Here is a 20,075-nt window from a genome sequence, read left to right as displayed (position 1 = left end):
GAATGTTCCTTCTAGACGACGACGAGAAGGCGATCCGCGACACCGCACGCGGTTTCGCCGACGAATTCCTCGCCCCGAACGCGCTGGAATGGGACGAGCAGAAGTACTTCCCGGTCGACGTGCTGCGCAAGGCGGGACCGCTCGGTCTCGGCGGCATCTACGTGCGTGAGGACATGGGCGGCTCGGGTCTGCGCAGGCTCGACGCCGTGCGGATCTTCGAGCAGCTGGCTACCGGTTGCCCGGCCATCGCCGCCTACATCTCCATTCACAACATGGCGGCGTGGATGATCGACAGCTACGGCAACGACGAACAGCGCAGCCGCTGGCTACCGCGGCTGACCACGATGGAACTGCTGGCCAGCTACGCGCTGACCGAGCCGGGAGTCGGCTCGGACGCGGCGGCCTTGAGCACCAGAGCCGTTCGCGACGGCGACGACTACATCTTCAACGGCACAAAACAATTCATCTCCGGCGCGGGCGCCACCGACGTCTACGTCGTAATGACACGTACCGGGATTGCGGGGGCGCGGGGGATCTCGGCGTTCATCGTGCCCGCCGACACTCCGGGCGTCTCCTTCGGAGCCAACGAGAAGAAGATGGGGTGGAACGCCCAGCCGACCCGCCAGGTGATCTTCACCGACGCCAGGATTCCGGCGGCGAACCTGCTCGGCGCGGAGGGCGACGGCTTCCGCATCGCGATGAACGGGCTCAACGGCGGTCGGCTCAACATCGCCGCCTGTTCGGTCGGCGGCGCCCAGGCGGCGCTGGATAAAACGGTGCCGTATCTGGCGGAGCGGCACGCGTTCGGGGTGCCGCTGCTGAAGAATCAGGCGCTGCAATTCGAACTCGCCGACATGCGTACCGAGTTGGAGGCCGCTCGAACGCTGTTGTGGCGGGCCGCGTCGGCGCTGGACGCCGACGCGCCGGACAAGGTCGAGCTGTGCGCAATGGCGAAGCGATTCGCCACCGACGCCGGTTTCGAGGTGGCCAACAAGGCACTTCAGCTGCACGGCGGCTACGGCTATCTGGCCGAGTACGGTCTGGAGAAGATCGTCCGGGATTTGCGGGTGCACCAGATCCTCGAGGGCACCAACGAAATCATGCGGGTGGTTGTCGCCCGCTCGGTGGTAGGAGCGGCATGAGCGAGCGAACAATGAACACAGCCGAGTCCTCGGTCATGGTGGAGCCGAGCGAGCCGGAAGTTCTGATCGAGCGGCGCGACGGGCTCGGCCTCATCACGCTGAACCGGCCGAAGGCTATCAACGCGCTGAATCATTCTATGGCTCTTGCTATTACGGAAGCGCTGCGGGCTTGGGTGGACGACCACGCGGTACGCACCGTAGTCGTCACCGGTGCGGGCGAACGCGGTCTGTGTGCGGGCGGCGACATCGTCGCCATTCACGGCGACGCGAAAAGCGGTGCCACCACCGCTGATTCGGCGACCGGTCGGTTCTGGCGCGACGAGTATGTACTCAACGCGCTGATCGGCCGCTACCCGAAGCCCTACGTGGTGGTGATGGACGGCATCGTGATGGGCGGCGGGGTCGGCCTCTCCGGACACGGCAGTCACCGCATCGTCACCGAACGATCCAAGATCGGTATGCCGGAGGTGGGCATCGGCTTCGTCCCGGACGTCGGCGGCACCTATCTGCTCGCTCGCACCCCAGGCGAGATCGGCACGCATGTCGCGCTGACGACCGCGCGGATGAACGCGGGCGATGCCATCGCGGCGGGCTTCGCCGATTATTTCGTCGCCTCCGAACATCTCCCAGCCCTGCTGGAGACCCTGCGCACTGAGAGCGCCGATATCGCGATCGCCAAATTCGCCACCGACGCACCGGGATCACCGCTGGCAGCAAGGTCGGATTGGATCGACGCTTGCTACCGCACCGACACGGTCGAGGAAATCGTCGCGCGCCTGCAAGCTCATGAAGCTCCCGAGGCGCAGGCGGCCGCTGCCGAGATCCTGTCGAAATCGCCGGTCGCACTGAAGGTCGCGCTGCGGTCGTTACGGGCGGCGCGGACCGCGTCGAGCCTCGAGGCGGTCCTGAACGAGGAGTACCGCGTGTCCATCGCGTCGCTGTCGTCGCATGATCTGGTCGAGGGCATCCGCGCCCAGGTGATCGACAAGGACCGTAACCCACGCTGGTCGCCTCCGACCGTCGCCGAGGTAACAGACGCGCAGGTAGACGCATATTTCGCCGAACTGGGCGAGCTGGAACTGGGTTTGGTGGCCCCGGAGGTGGCGCAATGAGCGAAAAGATCGGTTTTCTAGGCCTCGGCCACATGGGCGCTCCGATGGCGGCCAACCTGGTGCGGGCAGGCTACGAGGTGCTCGCCTTCGATCCGGTGCCCGCAGCGCGGGACCAGGCCGAGCGGGACGGAGCCACCGTGGTCGGCGCGGCGTCGGAGGCGGCCGCCGCCGACATCGTGATCACCATGCTGCCCAACGGCAAACTCGTCCTCGAGGTGTACGCCGAGCTGCTCCCGGCCGCGAAGCCGGGCACCCTGTTCATCGATTGCTCCACCATCGATGTGGCCGACGCCAAGTCCGCGGCCGAACTCACTATCAGCGCCGGCCATCGCGCGCTGGACGCACCGGTATCCGGCGGTGTCGCCGGCGCCGCGGCGGGCACGCTGACGTTCATGGTCGGCGGCGGCGCCGAGGACTTCGCCGCCGCGCTGCCGGTGCTCGAGGTGATGGGCGGCAAGGTGGTGCACTGCGGCGGCTCCGGTGTCGGCCAGGCAGCGAAGATCTGCAACAACATGCTGCTCGGCATCTCGATGATCGCATTGTCGGAGTCGCTGGTGCTCGGCGAGAAGCTGGGTCTTGGTCATCAGTCCTTCTTCGACGTGGTCTCCACCGCCTCCGGTCAGAGCTGGGCGCTGACCAGCTACTGTCCGGTTCCCGGCCCGGTGCCGACCAGCCCGGCCAACAACGACTACCAGCCCGGTTTCGCCACCGCACTGATGACCAAGGACCTCGGTCTGGCGGCGAATGCGCTGCGGGAGAACAACATCGACGGTCAGCTCGGATTGCTCGCCGCCGAGATCTACACCCGTTTCAACCAGACGGACGCCGGGCGCGACTTCTCGGCTATCGTCACCGATATCCGTAACCGTTCCGACGAAGAGGATGCCTGAAGATGGACGCATCGCGAAGCGATTCCGTGGGTGGTGGCGGCCGGGTGGCGGGAGGGCCCGACTTCGAGACGATACTGCTGGAGCGTAAGGGCCGGGTCGGCTGGATCACGCTGAACCGCCCCAAGGCGCTGAACGCACTGAACGCGCAGGTCCTCGACGACGTCATCGCCGCGCTCGACGAGCTGGAGCACGACGACGAGGTCGGCGCCATCGTGATCACCGGGTCGGAGCGGGCCTTCGCGGCGGGCGCCGACATCAAGGAGATGCAGCCCAAGTCGTACATGGACATGTTCCTGAACGACTACTTCGCCCGCTGGGACCGGCTGGCGCAGTTCCGTAAGCCCACCATCGCCGCGGTCGCGGGTTACGCGCTCGGCGGCGGCTGTGAGCTGGCCATGATCTGCGACATCCTGCTCGCGGCGGACAACGCGAAGTTCGGGCAGCCGGAGATCAAGCTCGGCGTCATTCCTGGCATCGGCGGCTCGCAGCGCTTGACCCGCGCGATCGGCAAGGCCAAGGCGATGGATCTGGTGCTCACCGGGCGCAATATGGACGCCGAGGAGGCGGAGCGCGCTGGGCTGGTCTCGCGCGTCGTGCCCGCAGCCGAGTTGCTCGACACCGCGCTCGAGGTCGCCGAGACGATCTCGTCGATGTCGCTGCCGGTCACGATGATCGCGAAGGAGGCGGTGAACCGCTCCTTCGAGACCACGCTGGCCGAGGGGCTGCGCTTCGAACGCCGAGTCTTCCACTCGCTCTTCGCGATCGAGGACCAGAAGGAAGGCATGAGCGCCTTCGTGGAGAAGCGTCCCGCGACGTTCGCCAACCGCTGAGGCGCGTGTACTGAGTCGCGTCGGCTCGTAGTTATCCGAAGGGCCCGGGGGAGGGCGCGATGATTTCGACCGGCGTCGGCGCGCCTTCGTCCGGCCTGTTTGAGCCCTTGTTCGTGGCGAGTAGCCCGGCGATGATGGCGCACAGGCCGACGGTGACCGCTACCGCCGCGATGAGTTTGCGGCGATCGACCGTGGTCGCAACCAGTGTGGCGCCGCACCGGGCCCTGGCCATTCGGACATCAGCGCCGGGTCGTTCGGCGGCCAACAGGACGGCGCCACGCGCCGAGACGTAGTCCGGCTCCGGGTCGTAGATGATCGGGAGATCGACCAGCTCGGCCAGCTCCTCGCGGATGCTGGGGTTTCGGGTGCAGCCGCCGAGCAACACCATGGCCTCGGGCCGGGCCCCGGCCTCCTCGATGATCTGGCGCACGAACGACGCCGAGTGATGGATGCCGGCCGCGCATAGTTCGGCGAGGTCGCTGCGGGTCACCACAACCCGGCCGCCGGTGCTGGTGTCGATGGCCGTGACCACCCTGGCGCTACTCAACTCCTCACGGTGGTGTCGACTGGTCGGCTTGTCGGTGAGTACGCCACCGCGGGCGAGCCGCCAGCGCAGCAGCGCGTCATAGCCGTCGCCACCGAGCACCGTGCTTCGCTTGCTGGACAGGATGGTGTCGGTGCGGCAGTGGGCGTGGGTGATGGTCAGGCCGGAGCTGCCCAGGTCGTAGAGGATCACCGAACCGCTGTCGGGAAGTTGCCCGGTGAAGCGCAGATAGCGCAGCTGGGCGAGCGGTTCGTCGACGATGGTGACCTGCCGGCCGCCCGCGCCCGTCCGGATCGTGTCGGCATGTAGCGGACAACGGCAGGTCACGGCCATTACGGAGATCAACTCGTCGCGTCGGTCGGCGGCTCCGTGCATCTGGCGGATCGCCTCGAAGACCGGTTCCTCGATGCCGCCACCGGCGCGTCGAGGCACCTGACACTGATCGATGGGGGGTAGATGCGGCTGATCGGAATGCGTCAGCACCGCGCGAGCGCCACCAGCGCCCGCCGATACCCCCAAGACCAGCACCATGAATTACATGGTGGACCCTTTCGCTCCCGCTGCCAAGACGGCGTGCCCGACAATTGCCAGTTGGATGCTCGGCCGGCACGCCTCGGTCGTGTCATCGCAGGATGCGGCTGCCTGGGACCCTGCGGACGGGCGTCATCCGGCTACACCCACTACGCAACCGACCGGTATGGCATCTCATTCTGCGCCAGTCGCCGACCAGTGCGCCGTTCCCTCGCCGGTGTCGAAATCGCCAGCGGCGTGGCGAAATTCCGCTAGCAACTGCAGTAGGGTCTGCAGCCGATTCGGGGGGAGCCCTGGCATCGCGAAGACCTTTGCGTTGAGATCTTCGGTCGCCTTCGCCACCAATTCCCTCCCCGCATCGGTGATCTCGATCAAGGTCGCGCGCCGGTCGCTGGGGTGTGGCACCCGCTCGACGAGCTTCGCGCCCTCCAAGCGGTCGACGGTGTTGGTCACGCTGGTGGGGTGCACCTGCAATCGCGCGCTGGCCTTTGCCATCGGCAGCGCGCCGGCCTTGCTGAAGGCGAGCAGCATGAGCAGTTCGTAGCGGGAGAATGTCAGACCCGTCGGTTTCAGTACCTCGTCGACCCGCGCCATCACGATTTGCTGGGCCCGCACGAGCGACGTCACCGCGGCCATGCCGTCGGCGACGTTACCCCAACCGTGGCCGACCCACTGGCGATGGGCCTCCTCGATCGGGTCTAGCGGAAGCGGGCGTGGCCGAGACATGTTTCGATCATTCCATGCGCGGCGCGCACCGGTCGGCGACATCCGGCTCGGCTTCGGATCACCGTGAGCGCAACGCTATGCGGCTCCGGTCGCCGCGGGCACTATCTATGACGAGGCGGGCGTGGCTGAGTGGTTGAGGCAACGGTCTGCAAAGCCGTTTACGCGGGTTCGATTCCCGCCGCTCGCTCAAATGTGTGTCGGGGAAGGCCAGGCTAGGAGTCTGCCTCGACTTCGCTCGGCGCTGCCCGGGGCTGCGGACGGACTCCGGCCGCCTGCGGCCCCTATGCGGCTGCGCTCGGCTCGGTGTACGCCACCGCCGAACCGAGCACCTCGAGACGCACCCGCTGCCCCGCGGTGGGCGCGGCGACGCTGGCCCGGCGCACCCGCACTGGGTCCACATGGCCGTCCAGATCGATCGTCAGCATCACGTCGGCGCCGCGGAACTCGACGTCGCGAACCATGCCGCTGTCCGGCTCGCCCTCCGAGAGCGCATGGGCGACAAGCTGCTCCGGACGCATCATGATGGTCGCCGGCCCGGAGGGGGCGGACTCCTGCACCGGGATCCGTCCGAGCGCGCACTTGGCCACGTCGGCCTCGACCACTGCGTCGAGCAGCACGCATTCGCCGAGGAAGCGGGCGGTGAACAGGTCTTTCGGCGCGGCATAGACCTCCTCCGGCGCGCCGACCTGGGTGAATCGTCCCTCGCGCATCACGGCGACTTGCTGGGCGAAACTCAGCGCCTCCTCCTGGTCGTGGGTCACCAGGATGCTGGTCATCCCCGCTGCGCGCAGAGTCTCGGCCACGGTCTGCCGGGTCGCCGCGCGCAGGCCCGCGTCGAGCGCGCTGAACGGCTCGTCCAGCAGCATCACGTCCGGCTTGCGGGCCAGCGCGCGGGCCAGGGCGACGCGCTGCTGCTGGCCGCCGGAGAGCTGGTGTGGTCGCCGGTCGGCGTAGGACGGGTCGAGCGACACCATCTCCAGCAGTTCGTGCACCCGATGGTGGCCGCGGCGACGTAGGCCACGCAGACCATAGGCAATATTCTGACCGACGGTCAGATGCGGGAACAGCGCACCGTCCTGTGCGACGTAGCCGATGTTGCGCCGCTGCGGCGGCACCGAGACACGTTCGCCGACAACGGTTTCCGATCCAATAGTGACCGAACCCGCATCTGGGGTCTCGAATCCCGCGATGACCCGCAGCAGCGTGGTCTTGCCGCAACCGGATGAGCCGACCACGGCGGTGGCGCTGCGGTCGGGCACATCGAGGGTGATCCCACCGAGTACCCGGGTGTGGCCGAAGGTCTTCGACACATCGGCGACGACAAGCCGACTCATACCCCAGCCGCCTTCCGAGAGTGGGTGAACAGCAGGTACGTCACCGGCACCGCGGCGACGATCATGATCAGGGCGTACGGCGCGGCGGCCGCGTAGTCCAATTCGCCCGACAGCGCCCAGAACCGCATCGCCAGCGTGCGAGTTCCGCTGGGCGCGAGCAGCAGTGTCGCGGTCAATTCGGTCGCCACGGCCACGAACACCAACGCGGCCGCGGCGGCCGCGGCGGGCGCGGTGAGTCGCAGGGTGACCAGAAAGAAGGTAGCGGGCCCCGATTTACCCAGCGCGCGGGATGCCTCCTCCAGGCCCACCGGCACCTGGGCGAGCCCGGCGCGCACGCTGACCAGTGCCCGGGGCAGGAATAGCAGTACGTACGCCGCGACCACCATGCTCGCTGTCTGGTAGAGCGGCGGCGCCCAGTGGATGGTCACCGTCACCATGGCCAGCGCGATGACGATGCCGGGCAGCGAACTGCTGATGTAGTTGGCGCCCTCGATGATCCGCGCGAACGCCGAGGTGGAGCGAACCGCGATCCAGGCGACCGGGAACGCGCACAGCGTGGTGAGCAGAGCGGCGATCAGCGCGAGCCCGACCGTCTGCGCCAGCGACGTGCCGATCTCGGTGAAATCCCAGACCGTCGCGCCTCCGATGCGCAACCAGCGTCCGATGGTCCACAGTGGGACGCCGAGCGCGGCAGCGGTCACCGCGACGAGCCCGGCGAGGACCGGTATCGCGCCGATTCCCAATCGGATCCGGGTTGCGGTGCGTGGTGCTCCGCCGCCGATGCGCGCATAGCGGGCCCGGCCGCGGAGCGCGGCCTCGGCCGCTAGGAGCGCCAGGCAGCACAGCACGAGAACTCCGGCGAGCATGCTGCCCGCCGCACCGGCGAAGCTGGACTGATACTGCTCGAAGATGGCCGTGGTGAAGGTGTCGAACCGGACCATCACGAAAGCGCCGTACTCGGCGAGCAGATGCAGGGCGATCAGCAGGCCGCCGCCGAGAATGGCCAATCGCAACTGCGGCAGCACGATTCGCGTGAATACCGCCACCGGGCCTGAGCCCAGCGCCCGTGCCGACTCCTCCACGGCGGGATCCAGGCGGCGCAGCGTGGCCGCCGCGGGCAGGTACACCAGCGGGAAATAGGACATCGTGGCGATCACCACGCCGGCCCAGAGGCCGTGCATGGTGGGGAAGGCGCTGACCCAGGCGTAGCTGTTGACGAATGCGGGCACCGCGAGCGGCGCCGCGAAAACCGGCCCCCACCAGGTTTTCCCGGGAACGTCGGTGCGTTCGACAACCCACGCCAGCCCGACACCGAGCGCCACGCAGATCGGCACGGTGCACACCACGAGGCCGACCGTATTGCGCAGCAGCTCACCAACTCTCGGGCGGAAGACCAGCTCGGCAGTTTGATGGAGGCCGGTCGAGAAGAATGTCGACACGATATAGCCCAGCGGCACGAACGTCGCCGCGACCAGCAGCAGGGCGACGATCGTGACACAGGGTCCCGGTCTGCCGATCCGGGGCGCAGCGACAACGGTCCCGAGTGTCACGATTACAGCAGACCAGCCTCGGTCATCAGCGCCGTGACCTTCTTGGCGTCGAGCTGGGACGGGTCGATCGTCGGCGCTTTCAGGTCGGCCAGCGGTGGAAGCGCCGGGTTGGCGGCGACATCGCTCGCGACCGGGTATTCCATCGAGGTGCCGTCGCGCAGCACCTCTTGCCCGGCCTTGCCCGTGATGAACGCCAGGAACTTCTGCGCCGCCTCCTGCTTCTTGCTGGACTTCAGCACGCCGCCGCCGGAGATGCTGACGAACGCGCCGGGGTCTTGGTTCTTGAAGTAGTGCAGCGCGGTGTCTGCGCTGCTCTCCTTGGTGTTGGCCTGGTCGCGGTACCAGTAGTAGTGGTAGATGACGCCGCCGTCTGGGCTGCCGGAGTTGACCGCCTTCATAGTGGCAACGTTGTTCGGGAAAGCCGTCGCGTTCTCCTTCATGCCCTTCAGCCACGCACGGGTGACGTCCTCGCCCTTCAGCGCGAGCATTCCCGCCACGATGGCCTGGAAGTCGGCGCCGGACACGCCCGCACCCCAACGGCCCTTCCACTGCGGCTGGGCCAGGTCGAGCAGCGAGGCGGGCAGCTGATCGGCCGGAACCTTGTTCTTGTTGAAGACGAAGACCGTCGAGCGTGCCGCGATGCCGGTCCACCTGCCGGTGGAGGGGCGGAACTGCGCGGGTACCTGATCCAAGGTCTGTTTGTCCAGGTCGGCGAACAGTCCCGCGTTTTCCACCAGGGCCATGGCGGGGGAGTTCTCGGTGAGGAAGACGTCGGCCGGCGACGCCGCACCCTCGGCGACGAGCTGGTTGCCCAATGCGGTGTCACCGCCTTGACGCAACGTCACCTTGATACCGGTCTGCTTGGTGAACGCGTCCGCCCACTCCTTGGTGAGCGATTCGTGCTGCGCGTTGTAAACCGTGATCTCGTTCGCGTCGTCCGAGGAATTCGAGCAGGCCGTCAAGCCGAGCGCCGCCACCGTGACCGCCAGTCCCGCGGCGAGCGATTTCCATCTGACCGGCCTCATCCTGATCCTTCCGACGCGCCGACATCCCTGTGCATATGTTGAGCCTTACCTAAGGAACATACCGCGTCCGACGTGCCCGGATGGTCTCGGTCCCGCCGCGATGCTCGGGAAATCGCGGGGTTGTCAGGTGAGATCCGAAAAGTGGCATAGCACAACATGATTGCCGCACACCGCGAGGTAATCCGGCCGCCGGAGCTGCGATGCGTCGATCGCGGGCATCGTGCGGGTGTAGCGCTCGGACGCTTCCGCGGTGAGGTCGACCGCGAGGAGCAGGCGCTCGGCACCGCGGTCGGGGCGGCGCGGATCGTCCAGCGCCGCGGCAGGCATCACCTCGGTACCGGGCGGAAGCCTGAGCTCCTGCCGGAAGCCGAGCACAGCTCGCCGACGACCAGGCCGCTGATCTCTCCGCTGTAGTGCACACGTCGTTGGCGAGGGCTCCGAGCACCGTCCGGCGACCAACTCATGTGTGGGCGTATTCGGTCAGGTCGGCGCGGAACAGACCTTCCACTTGCCGTCTTCCTTTCTCAGGTGCTCGGTAGTGCTGGTATCGGAATCGGGCGTCTCACCGGGAATCGCCACCGTGAGCTTGCCGGTGATCTTCGCGGTCGCGCTGCGGCCGGTGACCACGATGCCCTCGATCCTCTCGATGGTGACCGAGACCGTCGCCGAATCGAACTCTTTCTTCTGCTCCTCGGTCATCGCGTCGAACTCGGCGCGATCGGCCGCGCATGCCTTCTCGGCCGCCGCGCGGAAGCCCTGCGAGCCGAGCACCTCGTAGAAGTCGTGGATGGCGAACTGGATCTTCTTCTCGTCCGAGCTGAGCGGGCCTTTGCCCTGCGAGGTCAGGAAAATGCCCGCGATCACCGCGCCCGCGACGGCAAGCGCCACGATCGCCACCGAACCGGCGATCAGACCGGTCCAGCTCTTCTTCGGCGGCCGCGGCGGATATCCGCCGGGTAAGCCCCCGGGCTGCGGATAGCTCGGCGGCGGGTTGCCGTAACCCATCGGCGGCGGCTGGCCGGTGGGCTGTTGTGGGTAGTGCGGTCGATCCTGCGGCGGCTGTGCGCCCGGCGGATAAGTCATCGTCTCGCCTCCGGTCTACCCCCGGTACTGGCACGTTACGGCAACGGCGCGCCCGGGCGACGACAAACGAAACACCGGCTGCCGGCGTGTCGTCCCAGGTCGGGGAACAATCCACCGCTGACGCGGGCGCGCAGCGATATCGCCACCTCGACGTGGTGCCAGAGCGGCGGTCCGAGTTCTGCCGCGCCAGGGCTCACGCCTCGAGCGCGGCGTGCCACCGGGCGGTATCGGTGTATTGGTGCAGTCGCGTGATGCGACCGTCGACGACCCGCCACAGGTGGACGAACTCGGCGTCGTATGCGCGTTTGGTGGCGCGTGCCGATCCGCGATAGTGGCCGGTCACTACTATCGTGCCGTCGCTGGTCTCCTGCCAACTCTCGTCATACGGCGCGGTGTTGAATTCCTGGGCGACCGCGCCCCAGATCCGGGTCATCGCCTCATGCGGGCCGTGGAAGGTGCCGCCCGCCCCGCACGGCATGCCCGGTGCGGTCCGTGCCTCGAACTCCGGATGCAGCAGCGACAGTATCGCCGGACCGTCTCCTGCCCGCGTGGCCTCGTAGAAACCTTTGACGACCGCGAACTTCGCCGACATATCGCACTCCTTCTAATGTGATCATTCTAGAACAACTATATTAGATGGTGGCCGGCGCCCGTGGTCGCCATCTCGAAGAAGTTCTGTGTCCAGTGGTCGCGGATCCAGCTGTCTGTTGCCTGCCGTGGATGCGAGCTAATATTCGAACATGGGTTCGACAAGCGAGGGGCCGCCGCGAACCGACGGCACGCAACCGGAGCTGGTCTACCCGAACAAGACCGGCCACTACTACCGGACGCTGACCTACCCGCCGCGGCCGGTATGGGTCCGGCTGGACGCGATCCTGATCCGTGATCCGGGAACCCCGCGGCATGTGAACGGCGCGGGCGTCATCATGCATGGCGAGCGCCCCGGCACGCTGACGCACTGGCTGCCCACCGTTGACGGCGACTGGATGGGTCGGGTGACCTACAGCGTCCAGTTCGCCGATGGTCGCCCGGATTTCCACCTGCGGGACCAACTCGTCCCTGCCTATGCCCTGCGTCCGCGACGCGCCCGGGAATCCGAGTGTCGATCGACGTGACTCGCGGAAGTCGGTGCGCGTGAACGTCGCCGTGTACTGAAGCTGCAAATTTGCCTGCTCTGCCGCCTTTGCGGAAGCACGTGAGTGTGGCCTGTCAATTCGGTTTGCCCGGGCGTGTGTCCGCTATCGGGAGTGTTGTCCCGCTTCTTGTCGGTCCGGTTGTCGCGATGGGGGGCCGGTGATACGTTGCCGGGCATGGGATTTCAGTTGCCGCATCCCGAGGTGCTGTGGGCGCGTGTGACCGTCTTCGACGTGATCACTTCCGCGACCCATGCCGACAACGACTATCGGGTCGCGAGCGGAGAGGAAATCGGGCAGTCGGCCAGAGTGGAGGGTGCTCGGCTGATCAACGACGACGGCGCGGGCAATTGGTACACGCTGATCAGATGCTCCGGTGACCGCGCGTTGTTGTTCGGTACGGACGAGGACAACGAGGTCGCGGGTACGGCCTATGATCCGCTGGCCGCGGCGCCCGCCTGGGTGCACTCGGTGGACTCGAAGGCGAACCGTCCCAGCGACCGTCCGATCACCTTCGTGCGGTGGTGGGAAGACGGTCGCTGGCAGCGCACTTCAACGGATCTCGACGACGGCCTCGAGATGAGTCTGAGCGCCGCGGCCGACCGCGAAGGCTTCGCCGGGGGCATCATGAGCGCGGCGATTTACGCTAAGTGGGTCGAGATGGACTACGAGGCAGGCAAGCTGACCGCTCTCACCGTCGACCCCACCGCCCTCAACGCCCTGTGTGACGCCACCGAAACCGGATCCGTCACCAACGCCCATCTCTACTTCCTCCACCCGGACCTGACCGCCTCCGCCTTCGCCTACCTTTCGCGCGCCGGGGTCCTCGCCGGCAGCCCCAAGTCCACCGAACCCCTGCCGTAACCGGCAACCGCCTGACGAGGGGTGGGCTGCGCATACTGGGGCTGGTTCGCTACCTCTCATCAGGGGGTCGAAGGACCCCGATCGCTAGTCGATCCGGTCGTGCTACCTCCAGGCCACGGAGAAGTAGGTCGCGAGGCAGTCCGCGCGCACGGGCTCGAAGGTCTCGGGCATCACATCGGTGGCGGGGCTCGTTCAGGTGGAGACGGGCAGGTGGAGACGGGCAGGTCAGCTCAGCGAAATGTGTCGATGCCGGTCAGTCCCAGCCATTGCACCAGCAGCAAATGAACCTCGCGTTGCTGCTCGAGCACAATCTGGGATGATTCGGTACAACCTCAGCTGGCCTGCCGCCGCGCGATCAATGCCCGCATGTCCTCGATAGAGCCCGCGCCCAGATTCGCGCCGGCACGCTGGATCTGCTCGGCTTTGGCCTGCAACCGAAAGTAGGCTCCCGGCTCTCGCGCCTCGGTGGCGGCGATGTGCCGCCATTTGGTGAGCAGTTCGAGGACGCCGGAAAGTTCTTTGCTGTTCTTGGCTTGATCCAGCACGATCTCCCACTCGCGGTCGAACTCGGCGAGCATTGTGCGGGTCAGTGCCGCGCGGATCGCTGCCGGTTCAGCCGCGGGGACACCCATCACTGGTTCGGGCAGTGGTGAGGGAGTGGCCATATCTCACCCTAACGCCCCGTGTGTCCGACGTGCGACACACACAGGATGAAGACGGCAAATCACGGGTACTCACGGTAACTGCACAGCACCCGGACACGAAAAAGGCCACCTACCCGTGATTTTGGTAGGTGGCCTTTGGTGCCCTCGGCAGGATTCGAACCTGCGGCCTTCTGCTCCGGAGGCAGACGCTCTATCCCCTGAGCTACGAGGGCGGGATAGGACTCGGTCGGGGCCAGTGATGGCGGGTTCCGATCGGGCTGGGTCAGCCTATCGTATCGGTCGCCGTCCACCAAAAAGTGCGCCGGGCCGGGGACTTCGGGCTCAGCCCGCCGGGAGGGGAGCGGCGCCGCGGGCGCTGAGCATCGTTGTCAGCAGATCGGATTCGCCGCGCTGAGTCTTCGACATGGTCTCGGCGAGCGTGCTTACCGCGGTTGTCTCGGCGTGCTGGGCGGCATAGTCGATCATCGGGAGCCCGCCCTGGTGGTGGCGCAGCATCAGCTGCAGGAACATGGTGTCGAGTTCGGGTCCCGTGGCTTGGCGCAGCGCGGCGAGTTCGGCGGGGGTCGCCATGCCGGGCATGGTGGCCATCGGGCCGGACATGCTGTGGCCAGGTGAGTTCGTACCGGAATGGTCGTGACCGCTCGACGGTTCGGTCATCCAGCCCATGTATCCGTCCACGCTCTGCGCCGGCTTGCCCCACAGCTGCAGCCAGCCTTGCATGCGGCCGATCTGGCTCTGCTGGGTGGTGAGGATGTCGTAGGCAAGGCGGCGGACGTCGGTGCCGGTGGAACGCACCAGCACCACGCCCGCCATTTCCACGGCCTGGGCGTGATGCGCCGACATGTCCTGGCTGAAACCGATGTCTACGATGCCGGGGTCCGGCTCGGACGAGGTATCCAGTGGAATCCGTGCCAACACACCGACCGCGAAGCCGATCAGGATGGCACCGATCGCGCCGAGGATCACCAGCGCTGTGCGCTGGTGGCGGACCTGTCCGCCGAGGCCGGATGCGGCCACCGGGATATCGGGGTCGGAGGCCACTAGCGTCCCGCGCCCGGTGCGGACTGCGTCGGCGCTGGAGCACCGGGCAGCCCGGGGAGACCGGGGACGCCGGGCGGCAGGCCACCGGGCATGCCGCCGCCGAGTTCGGACGGGTCGGGCTGCAGGCCCTTGCCGTCCATCGGCACCGCATCAGGGCCGGGCGGCGTCGGGTCGAAGGGCGGCGGGTTGTCGGTATCGAAGGCGATCGTCGAGCAGTCCGCCCCGACCTCGGGGTAGGTGTAGGAGTTCAGCCGCAGCGCGGTGATGAACTGGCCGACGCGCTTGTCGTCGGGGCTGTCCAGCTTCAGCTGGTGACCCCAGGCTTGCAGCGACACCGGGGGTTCCTGCCCGGGGTAGGGCGACATCAATGTGTACGGCTTGCCCTCTACCTTCGCCTTCAGCGTTTCGATCCCCTCGGCATTCACCTTGTCCGGGTTGTAAGTGATCCAGATGGCGCCGTGCTCGAGTGAGTGCACCGCGTTCTCCACCCGGATCGGCTTGCCGTAGACCACGCCGGTGCAGGTTGCCCAGGACTGGTCGTGCGGACCGCCGAACGGCGGCGACTGGTCGTAGGCCACGCGCTGGGTCGGGCCGATATGCAGACCGGCTTGGTATTCCCTCTTCACCACGCCCGCGATGTCGTCGGAGGGGTCTTTCTTCTGCGCGCTCGGCGTGTACTTGTCCAGGTCGGCCTTCTCCTGGTATTTGGGGACCAAGTTGTAAGCCAGCACACCGATCAATGCGATGATGACTACGGCCGCACCGATGGCCAGCCAGGGGATCTGGCGATTCTTCTTCGGAAGTTGCCCACGTCCGCCGCCTTTGCGGGAGGCCGACAACTTCGCCGCGGCCTTGGCGGCCTTGGCCGATTTGGCGCTGGGACTGCTCGGCATGGTTCGTTGTGCTCTCTCGACGTGACGGATTCGCTGGCTGTGCGGTGCCCACCCGAGGTGTACACCCGCTCAGACCATAGGATAGAGACTCGTGACTCCAGCTGACCTTGCAGATCTCCTTCGCGCGACTGCGGCAAAGGTGCTTGTCGAACGTGGACTGGACCCTGCGGTCCTTCCCGACGAGGTCAAGGTGGAGCGCCCCCGTAACCCGGAACACGGTGACTATGCCACCAATGTGGCGCTGCAGGTGGCCAAGCGGGCCGGAACGAACTCGCGTGAGCTGGCGACCTGGCTGGCCGACGCGCTGGCCGACGCGGACGGTGTTGCGATCGCCGAGGTCGCCGGGCCGGGCTTCCTGAACATTCGCCTCGCCGCGTCCGCACAGGGCGCGATCCTCGAGCAGGTGCTTGCCGCGGGCGCCGCGTACGGCACCGGGGAGACGATGAAGGGCACCCGAATAAATCTCGAGTTCGTGTCGGCCAACCCGACCGGCCCGGTGCATCTCGGTGGCACTCGCTGGGCCTCGGTGGGCGACGCGCTGGGACGAATCTTGGCCGCGCAGGGCGCCGACGTGGTCCGCGAGTACTACTTCAACGACCACGGCGCGCAGATCGATCGGTTCGCGGCCTCGCTGGTCGCCGCGGCGACCGGAGCGCCGACCCCGGACAACGGTTACGCGGGCGCCTACATCGGAGAGATCGCCGAGAAGGTTGTGGCCATGCACCCTGATGTGCTGAACAAGCCGGAGCCCGAGCGACTCGAACTGTTCCGCGCCGAGGGTGTCGAGCTGATGTTCGCCCACATCAAGGAGTCGTTGCACGAGTTCGGTACCGATTTCGACGTCTACTTCAACGAGAGCTCGCTGTTCGCGTCCGGCGCGGTCGAGCAGGCAGTGGAGAAGCTGAAGAACTCCGGCGACCTCTACGAGAAGGATGGAGCCTGGTGGATCGCCAGCTCCGAATACGGTGACGACCAGGACCGGGTGGTCATCAAGAGCGACGGCAAGGCCGCCTACATCGCAGGTGACATCGCCTACTTCCAGAACAAGCGCACACGCGGCTTCGACCTGTGCATCTACATGCTCGGCGCCGATCACCACGGCTACATCGGCAGGCTGAAGGCCGCCGCCGCCGCGTTCGGCGACGATCCGGACACTGTCGAGGTGCTCATCGGGCAGATGGTGAATCTGCTCAAAGACGGCGTCGCGGTGAAGATGAGCAAACGCGCGGGCACCGTGGTGACGCTCGACGACTTGGTCGAGGCGATCGGCGTGGACGCGGCGCGGTACTCGCTGGTGCGTTCATCGGTGAACTCGAGCATCGACATCGACCTCGATCTGTGGACCAGCCAGAGCAACGAGAACCCGGTCTACTACGTGCAGTACGCGCACGCGCGGACCGCGTCCATCGCACGCAACGCCGCAGAATTCGAATATCACTCGGTCACACCGGATCTCGCGCTGTTGACCGCCGAGGAGGAGGGCGAGCTGATCCGCACCCTCGGTGAGTATCCGCGGGTCGTGGTCAGTGCGGCGAGCCTGCGCGAGCCGCACCGGGTGTCCCGCTACCTGGAGGAGTTGGCCGGCGCCTACCACCGGTTCCAGACCAACAAGAACCTGCGTGTCCTTCCGTTGGGCGACGAGCCCGTCTCGACGACGAACGCCGCCCGGCTGGTCCTGGTCAACGCCACGCGTCAGGTCCTGGCCAACGGCCTCGGGCTGCTCGGCGTCGGCGCGCCGGAGCGCATGTGAACCGGGGCCGAAGGTTTCCCAGCCGAGCAGCGTGCGGAAGGAAGCACTGGTGAGCGAGCGAACCATTCCAAGTGTCAGCGAGGTGGATGCGGTGAGGGAGCGGAGCGAGCGAATCGCGTCCGCATTCGGGGTCGTGCCGGCGCCGAGCGTCAGCGAGGTGCGGGCATGACCGCGCATCCCGCCGGTCCCCGGCACGCCGAGATTCCGCATGCCCCGAATCTGCCGGAGCGCCCGAGCGATTCGAAGCAGATGATCGACCTGCCCGCGAACGTGTGGCCGCGTAACGCCGCACGCGACGACGATGGTGTGGTCCGGCTGGCGGGTGTGCCGGTGCACGACCTGGCGGCCCGGTTCGGCACACCGCTGTTCGTGGTCGACGAGGACGACTTCCGTTCCCGCTGCCGCGACATGGTCCGCGCCTTCGGTCCGAACGCGCGAGTCCACTACGCGTCCAAGGCGTTCCTGTGCGGTGAGATCGCCCGCTGGATCCGCGACGAGGGTTTGTCGCTGGACGTGTGCTCCGGCGGCGAACTCGCCGTGGCGCTGCATGCGGGATTTCCAGCCGAGCGAATCGCGTTGCATGGCAACAACAAATCCGTGGCTGAGCTGGAGGCCGCGGTATCCGCCGGTGTCGGCCATGTCGTGGTCGACTCGCTGATCGAGATCGAGCGCATGGAAGCTATCGCTGCTCGCGCCGGCGTCGTGCAGGATGTGCTGGTCCGGGTCACCGTCGGTGTGGAAGCCCATACCCACGAATACATTTCGACCGCGCACGAGGACCAGAAGTTCGGTTTCTCGATCGCGGGCGGCGACGCGATGGAAGCGCTCGCGCGTGTCTTCGATGCCGACAACCTGCGTCTGGTCGGCCTGCACAGCCACATCGGCTCACAGATCTTCGAGATCGACGGCTTCGAGATTGCCGCGCGTCGCATGCTCGGCCTGCTGCGTGAGGCCATCGACAAGTTCGGCGTCGATCGCACCGCACAGATCGCCACGCTGGATCTCGGTGGTGGACTCGGCATTTCGTATTTGCCGTCGGACGATCCTCCGCCGTTGGACGAGTTCGCCGCGAAACTGCGCAAACTGGTCGCGGCGGAGGCGGCCCGCGCGGGTCTGCCCGAGCCGACCATCGCCGTGGAGCCCGGCCGTGCCATAGCGGGCCCAGGAACGGTGACGCTGTACGAGGTGGGCACCACCAAGGACGTCTCGCTGGACGGAGGTCTGCGCAGGCGTTACGTGAGTGTCGACGGCGGCATGAGCGACAACATCCGCCCCGCGCTGTACCAGGCCGACTACGACTGCCGTCTGGTCTCGCGGTCCTCGGAGGCAGGGCCGGTGGTCGCGCGTGTCGTCGGAAAGCACTGCGAGAGCGGGGATATTGTCATCCGCGACACCTGGTTGCCCGCCGACGTCGGCCCTGGGGACCTGGTGGCCGTTGCCGCGACCGGCGCCTACTGCTATTCGATGTCCAGCCGGTACAACCAGCTGACCCGCCCTGCGGTGGTCGCGGTGCGTGACGGACAACCACGACTCATTCTGCGCCGGGAGACGGTGGCGGACCTGCTGAGCTTGGAGGTGGAATCGTGACGGAGAACGCGAAGAACGGTATCTGGGGGATCGATCGTCCGATCGGTGTCGCGGTGCTCGGCATGGGCAACGTCGGGACCGAGGTCGTGCGCATCCTGCGCGACCACGCCGAGGACCTGCGTTCCCGGGTCGGAGTCCCGGTGGTGCTGCGCGGCATCGCCGTGCGCAACCTCGATACCGACCGCGGCGTCCCCGCGGAACTGCTGACCACCGACGCCGACGCTCTCGTCGCCCGCGACGACATCGACCTGGTCATCGAGGTAATCGGCGGCATCGATCCGCCGCGCAGGCTGATCCTGGCCGCGCTGAACGCGGGCAAATCCGTGGTGACTGCCAATAAGGCGTTGCTGGCCGACTACACCGGCGAACTCGCAGCGGCCGCCGAGCGCAGCCGAGCCGACCTGTACTTCGAGGCCGCCGTCGCCGGTGCCATCCCGGTGGTGCGCCCGCTGATCCAGTCCTTGGCCGGTGACCGGGTGAACCGGGTAGTCGGCATAGTGAACGGCACCACCAACTTCATCCTCTCCGCGATGGACGAGACCGGCGCCGACTACACGGCCACGCTGGCCGAGGCCACCCGGCTCGGTTACGCGGAGGCCGACCCGACCGCCGACGTGGAGGGCTACGACGCCGCGGCCAAGGCCGCGATCCTCGCCTCGCTGGCCTTCCACACCAGGGTCACTGCCGCAGACGTCTACCGCGAAGGCATCTCCCGGATCTCCGCGGAAGATTTGGAGACCGCGTCCGCGCTGGACTGCACCGTGAAGCTGCTGGCTATCTGCGAACGCGTGGACGCGGGCCCTGGCGAGCCGAGTCCCGAGGAGGGTGGCAAGGAGCGTGTCTCCGTGCGGGTCTACCCGGCCCTCATCCCGCGCAAGCATCCGCTCGCCGCGGTGACCGGCGCCTTCAACGCGGTCGTCGTCGAGGCGGAGAACGCCGGGCGGCTGATGTTCTACGGACAGGGAGCAGGAGGCGCGCCGACCGCTTCCGCGGTGCTCGGCGATCTGGTCATGGCGGCGCGCAACAAGTTCTACGGCGGTCGCGCACCGGGCGAATCGGTTTATGCTGAGCTACCGATCGCGCCGATCGGTGATACGCCCACCCGCTACCACGTGAACCTGCAGGTCGAGGACCGTCCTGGGGTCCTGGCCAAGGTGGCAGGCGAATTCGCCAACCACGGGGTGAGCATCTCGACCGTCCGTCAACAAGGGCACGGTTCGGGAGCACGCCTGGTCGTGGTAACCCACCACGCGGTGGAATCGGCGCTCGCGGACACCGTGGCCGCCCTGGCGGAAATGGCATCCGTCACATCCGTGACCAGCGTTCTGAGATTGGAAGGCACCGAAGAATGAGTACAGTGTCGCGCAGCGACGCC

General features: G+C 67.0%; 20 protein-coding genes and 2 tRNA genes. 11 read left to right on the top strand and 11 right to left on the bottom strand.

Annotated features, from left to right (window positions below):
- Positions 1-2 precede the first annotated feature (2 nt).
- From AB0H00_RS14600 to AB0H00_RS14585, 4 genes are read left to right on the top strand one after another with little or no spacing between them, the layout of a single operon-like run.
- Positions 3-1,142 carry an isobutyryl-CoA dehydrogenase gene (locus AB0H00_RS14600; protein ID WP_357265824.1) on the top strand — a complete coding sequence of 380 codons (1,140 nt, stop codon included), beginning with the start codon at positions 3-5 and terminating at the stop codon, positions 1,140-1,142.
- Between the two features lie 35 nt (positions 1,143-1,177).
- Entirely contained in the window at positions 1,178-2,254 is a 1,077-nt protein-coding gene (locus tag AB0H00_RS14595) for an enoyl-CoA hydratase/isomerase family protein (RefSeq protein WP_357266118.1), read from the top strand.
- Positions 2,251-3,144, top strand: coding sequence for a 3-hydroxyisobutyrate dehydrogenase (mmsB, locus tag AB0H00_RS14590; RefSeq protein WP_357265822.1), 894 nt, complete (start codon positions 2,251-2,253; stop codon positions 3,142-3,144). The genes AB0H00_RS14595 and mmsB overlap by 4 nt, the downstream gene beginning before the upstream one ends.
- 2 nt (positions 3,145-3,146) lie before the next feature.
- Positions 3,147-3,974 carry an enoyl-CoA hydratase gene (locus AB0H00_RS14585; RefSeq protein WP_357265821.1) on the top strand — a complete coding sequence of 276 codons (828 nt, stop codon included), beginning with the start codon at positions 3,147-3,149 and terminating at the stop codon, positions 3,972-3,974.
- Positions 3,975-4,005: 31 nt separating this feature from the next.
- Here the strand turns inward: AB0H00_RS14585 and AB0H00_RS14580 are convergent, their stop codons facing one another.
- Together AB0H00_RS14580 and AB0H00_RS14575 are read right to left on the bottom strand one after the other, a co-directional pair.
- Positions 4,006-5,049: an Hsp70 family protein gene (locus AB0H00_RS14580; RefSeq protein WP_357265819.1), complete on the bottom strand. Its 1,044-nt coding sequence runs from the start codon at positions 5,047-5,049 to the stop codon at positions 4,006-4,008.
- A gap of 174 nt (positions 5,050-5,223) precedes the next feature.
- Positions 5,224-5,775, bottom strand: a complete 552-nt coding sequence (locus tag AB0H00_RS14575; RefSeq protein ID WP_357265817.1) for a MarR family transcriptional regulator — start codon at positions 5,773-5,775, stop codon at positions 5,224-5,226.
- A 115-nt stretch (positions 5,776-5,890) separates the two neighbouring features.
- Here AB0H00_RS14575 and AB0H00_RS14570 point away from each other — a divergent pair.
- Positions 5,891-5,962: transfer RNA gene (locus AB0H00_RS14570), tRNA-Cys, on the top strand.
- A 94-nt stretch (positions 5,963-6,056) separates the two neighbouring features.
- On the opposite strand, the gene AB0H00_RS14565 is transcribed toward AB0H00_RS14570, so the two are convergent.
- Genes AB0H00_RS14565 through AB0H00_RS14555 form a run of 3 tightly spaced genes read right to left on the bottom strand, consistent with a single transcriptional unit; the run spans position 6,057 to position 9,684 of the window.
- Positions 6,057-7,109, bottom strand: coding sequence for an ABC transporter ATP-binding protein (locus AB0H00_RS14565; protein WP_357265815.1), 1,053 nt, complete (start codon positions 7,107-7,109; stop codon positions 6,057-6,059).
- Positions 7,106-8,659: an iron ABC transporter permease gene (locus tag AB0H00_RS14560; RefSeq protein ID WP_357265813.1), complete on the bottom strand. Its 1,554-nt coding sequence runs from the start codon at positions 8,657-8,659 to the stop codon at positions 7,106-7,108. Before AB0H00_RS14560 ends, AB0H00_RS14565 begins: the two co-directional genes overlap by 4 nt.
- Before the next feature lie 2 nt (positions 8,660-8,661).
- On the bottom strand, positions 8,662-9,684 hold the full coding sequence (locus AB0H00_RS14555; RefSeq protein WP_357265811.1) for an iron ABC transporter substrate-binding protein: 1,023 nt from the start codon (positions 9,682-9,684) through the stop codon (positions 8,662-8,664).
- A 156-nt stretch (positions 9,685-9,840) separates the two neighbouring features.
- Here AB0H00_RS14555 and AB0H00_RS14550 point away from each other — a divergent pair, with 156 nt between their 5' ends.
- Complete coding sequence (locus AB0H00_RS14550) at positions 9,841-10,098, top strand: hypothetical protein (protein ID WP_357265809.1); 258 nt, start codon at positions 9,841-9,843, stop codon at positions 10,096-10,098.
- A 66-nt stretch (positions 10,099-10,164) separates the two neighbouring features.
- On the opposite strand, the gene AB0H00_RS14545 is transcribed toward AB0H00_RS14550, so the two are convergent.
- A complete protein-coding gene (locus tag AB0H00_RS14545) occupies positions 10,165-10,767 on the bottom strand; it encodes a hypothetical protein (protein ID WP_357265807.1) in 603 nt (200 codons plus the stop codon).
- A gap of 193 nt (positions 10,768-10,960) precedes the next feature.
- A complete protein-coding gene (locus tag AB0H00_RS14540) occupies positions 10,961-11,359 on the bottom strand; it encodes a nuclear transport factor 2 family protein (RefSeq protein WP_357265805.1) in 399 nt (132 codons plus the stop codon).
- 148 nt (positions 11,360-11,507) lie between these two features.
- On the opposite strand from AB0H00_RS14540, the gene AB0H00_RS14535 reads away from it, so the two are divergent.
- Positions 11,508-11,882 carry a hypothetical protein gene (locus AB0H00_RS14535; RefSeq protein WP_357265803.1) on the top strand — a complete coding sequence of 125 codons (375 nt, stop codon included), beginning with the start codon at positions 11,508-11,510 and terminating at the stop codon, positions 11,880-11,882.
- A gap of 195 nt (positions 11,883-12,077) precedes the next feature.
- Positions 12,078-12,764: a hypothetical protein gene (locus tag AB0H00_RS14530; RefSeq protein WP_357265801.1), complete on the top strand. Its 687-nt coding sequence runs from the start codon at positions 12,078-12,080 to the stop codon at positions 12,762-12,764.
- Between the two features lie 332 nt (positions 12,765-13,096).
- Here AB0H00_RS14530 and AB0H00_RS14525 read toward each other — a convergent pair whose 3' ends face one another.
- From AB0H00_RS14525 to AB0H00_RS14510, 4 genes are all read right to left on the bottom strand, one after another.
- Positions 13,097-13,429, bottom strand: a complete 333-nt coding sequence (locus AB0H00_RS14525; RefSeq protein WP_357265799.1) for a DUF6247 family protein — start codon at positions 13,427-13,429, stop codon at positions 13,097-13,099.
- A 136-nt stretch (positions 13,430-13,565) separates the two neighbouring features.
- Positions 13,566-13,641: transfer RNA gene (locus AB0H00_RS14520), tRNA-Arg, on the bottom strand.
- A gap of 109 nt (positions 13,642-13,750) precedes the next feature.
- A complete protein-coding gene (locus AB0H00_RS14515) occupies positions 13,751-14,470 on the bottom strand; it encodes a DUF305 domain-containing protein (protein ID WP_357265797.1) in 720 nt (239 codons plus the stop codon).
- Complete coding sequence (locus tag AB0H00_RS14510) at positions 14,470-15,363, bottom strand: DUF3105 domain-containing protein (protein WP_357265795.1); 894 nt, start codon at positions 15,361-15,363, stop codon at positions 14,470-14,472. Before AB0H00_RS14510 ends, AB0H00_RS14515 begins: the two co-directional genes overlap by 1 nt.
- Positions 15,364-15,454: 91 nt before the next feature.
- Here AB0H00_RS14510 and argS point away from each other — a divergent pair, with 91 nt between their 5' ends.
- The 3 genes from argS (at position 15,455) to AB0H00_RS14495 (ending at position 20,052) form a co-directional block, all read left to right on the top strand.
- Positions 15,455-17,113, top strand: a complete 1,659-nt coding sequence (gene argS / locus AB0H00_RS14505) for an arginine--tRNA ligase (protein ID WP_357265793.1) — start codon at positions 15,455-15,457, stop codon at positions 17,111-17,113.
- Between the two features lie 165 nt (positions 17,114-17,278).
- Positions 17,279-18,700 carry a diaminopimelate decarboxylase gene (gene lysA / locus AB0H00_RS14500; protein WP_357265791.1) on the top strand — a complete coding sequence of 474 codons (1,422 nt, stop codon included), beginning with the start codon at positions 17,279-17,281 and terminating at the stop codon, positions 18,698-18,700.
- Positions 18,697-20,052, top strand: coding sequence for a homoserine dehydrogenase (locus AB0H00_RS14495; RefSeq protein WP_357265789.1), 1,356 nt, complete (start codon positions 18,697-18,699; stop codon positions 20,050-20,052). Before lysA ends, AB0H00_RS14495 begins: the two co-directional genes overlap by 4 nt.
- Positions 20,053-20,075: the final 23 nt, after the last annotated feature.

This window comes from Nocardia sp. NPDC023852 (genome assembly GCF_040639505.1).
Classification (GTDB): domain Bacteria; phylum Actinomycetota; class Actinomycetes; order Mycobacteriales; family Mycobacteriaceae; genus Nocardia.
This window is presented reverse-complemented; position numbering and strand designations above follow the sequence as displayed.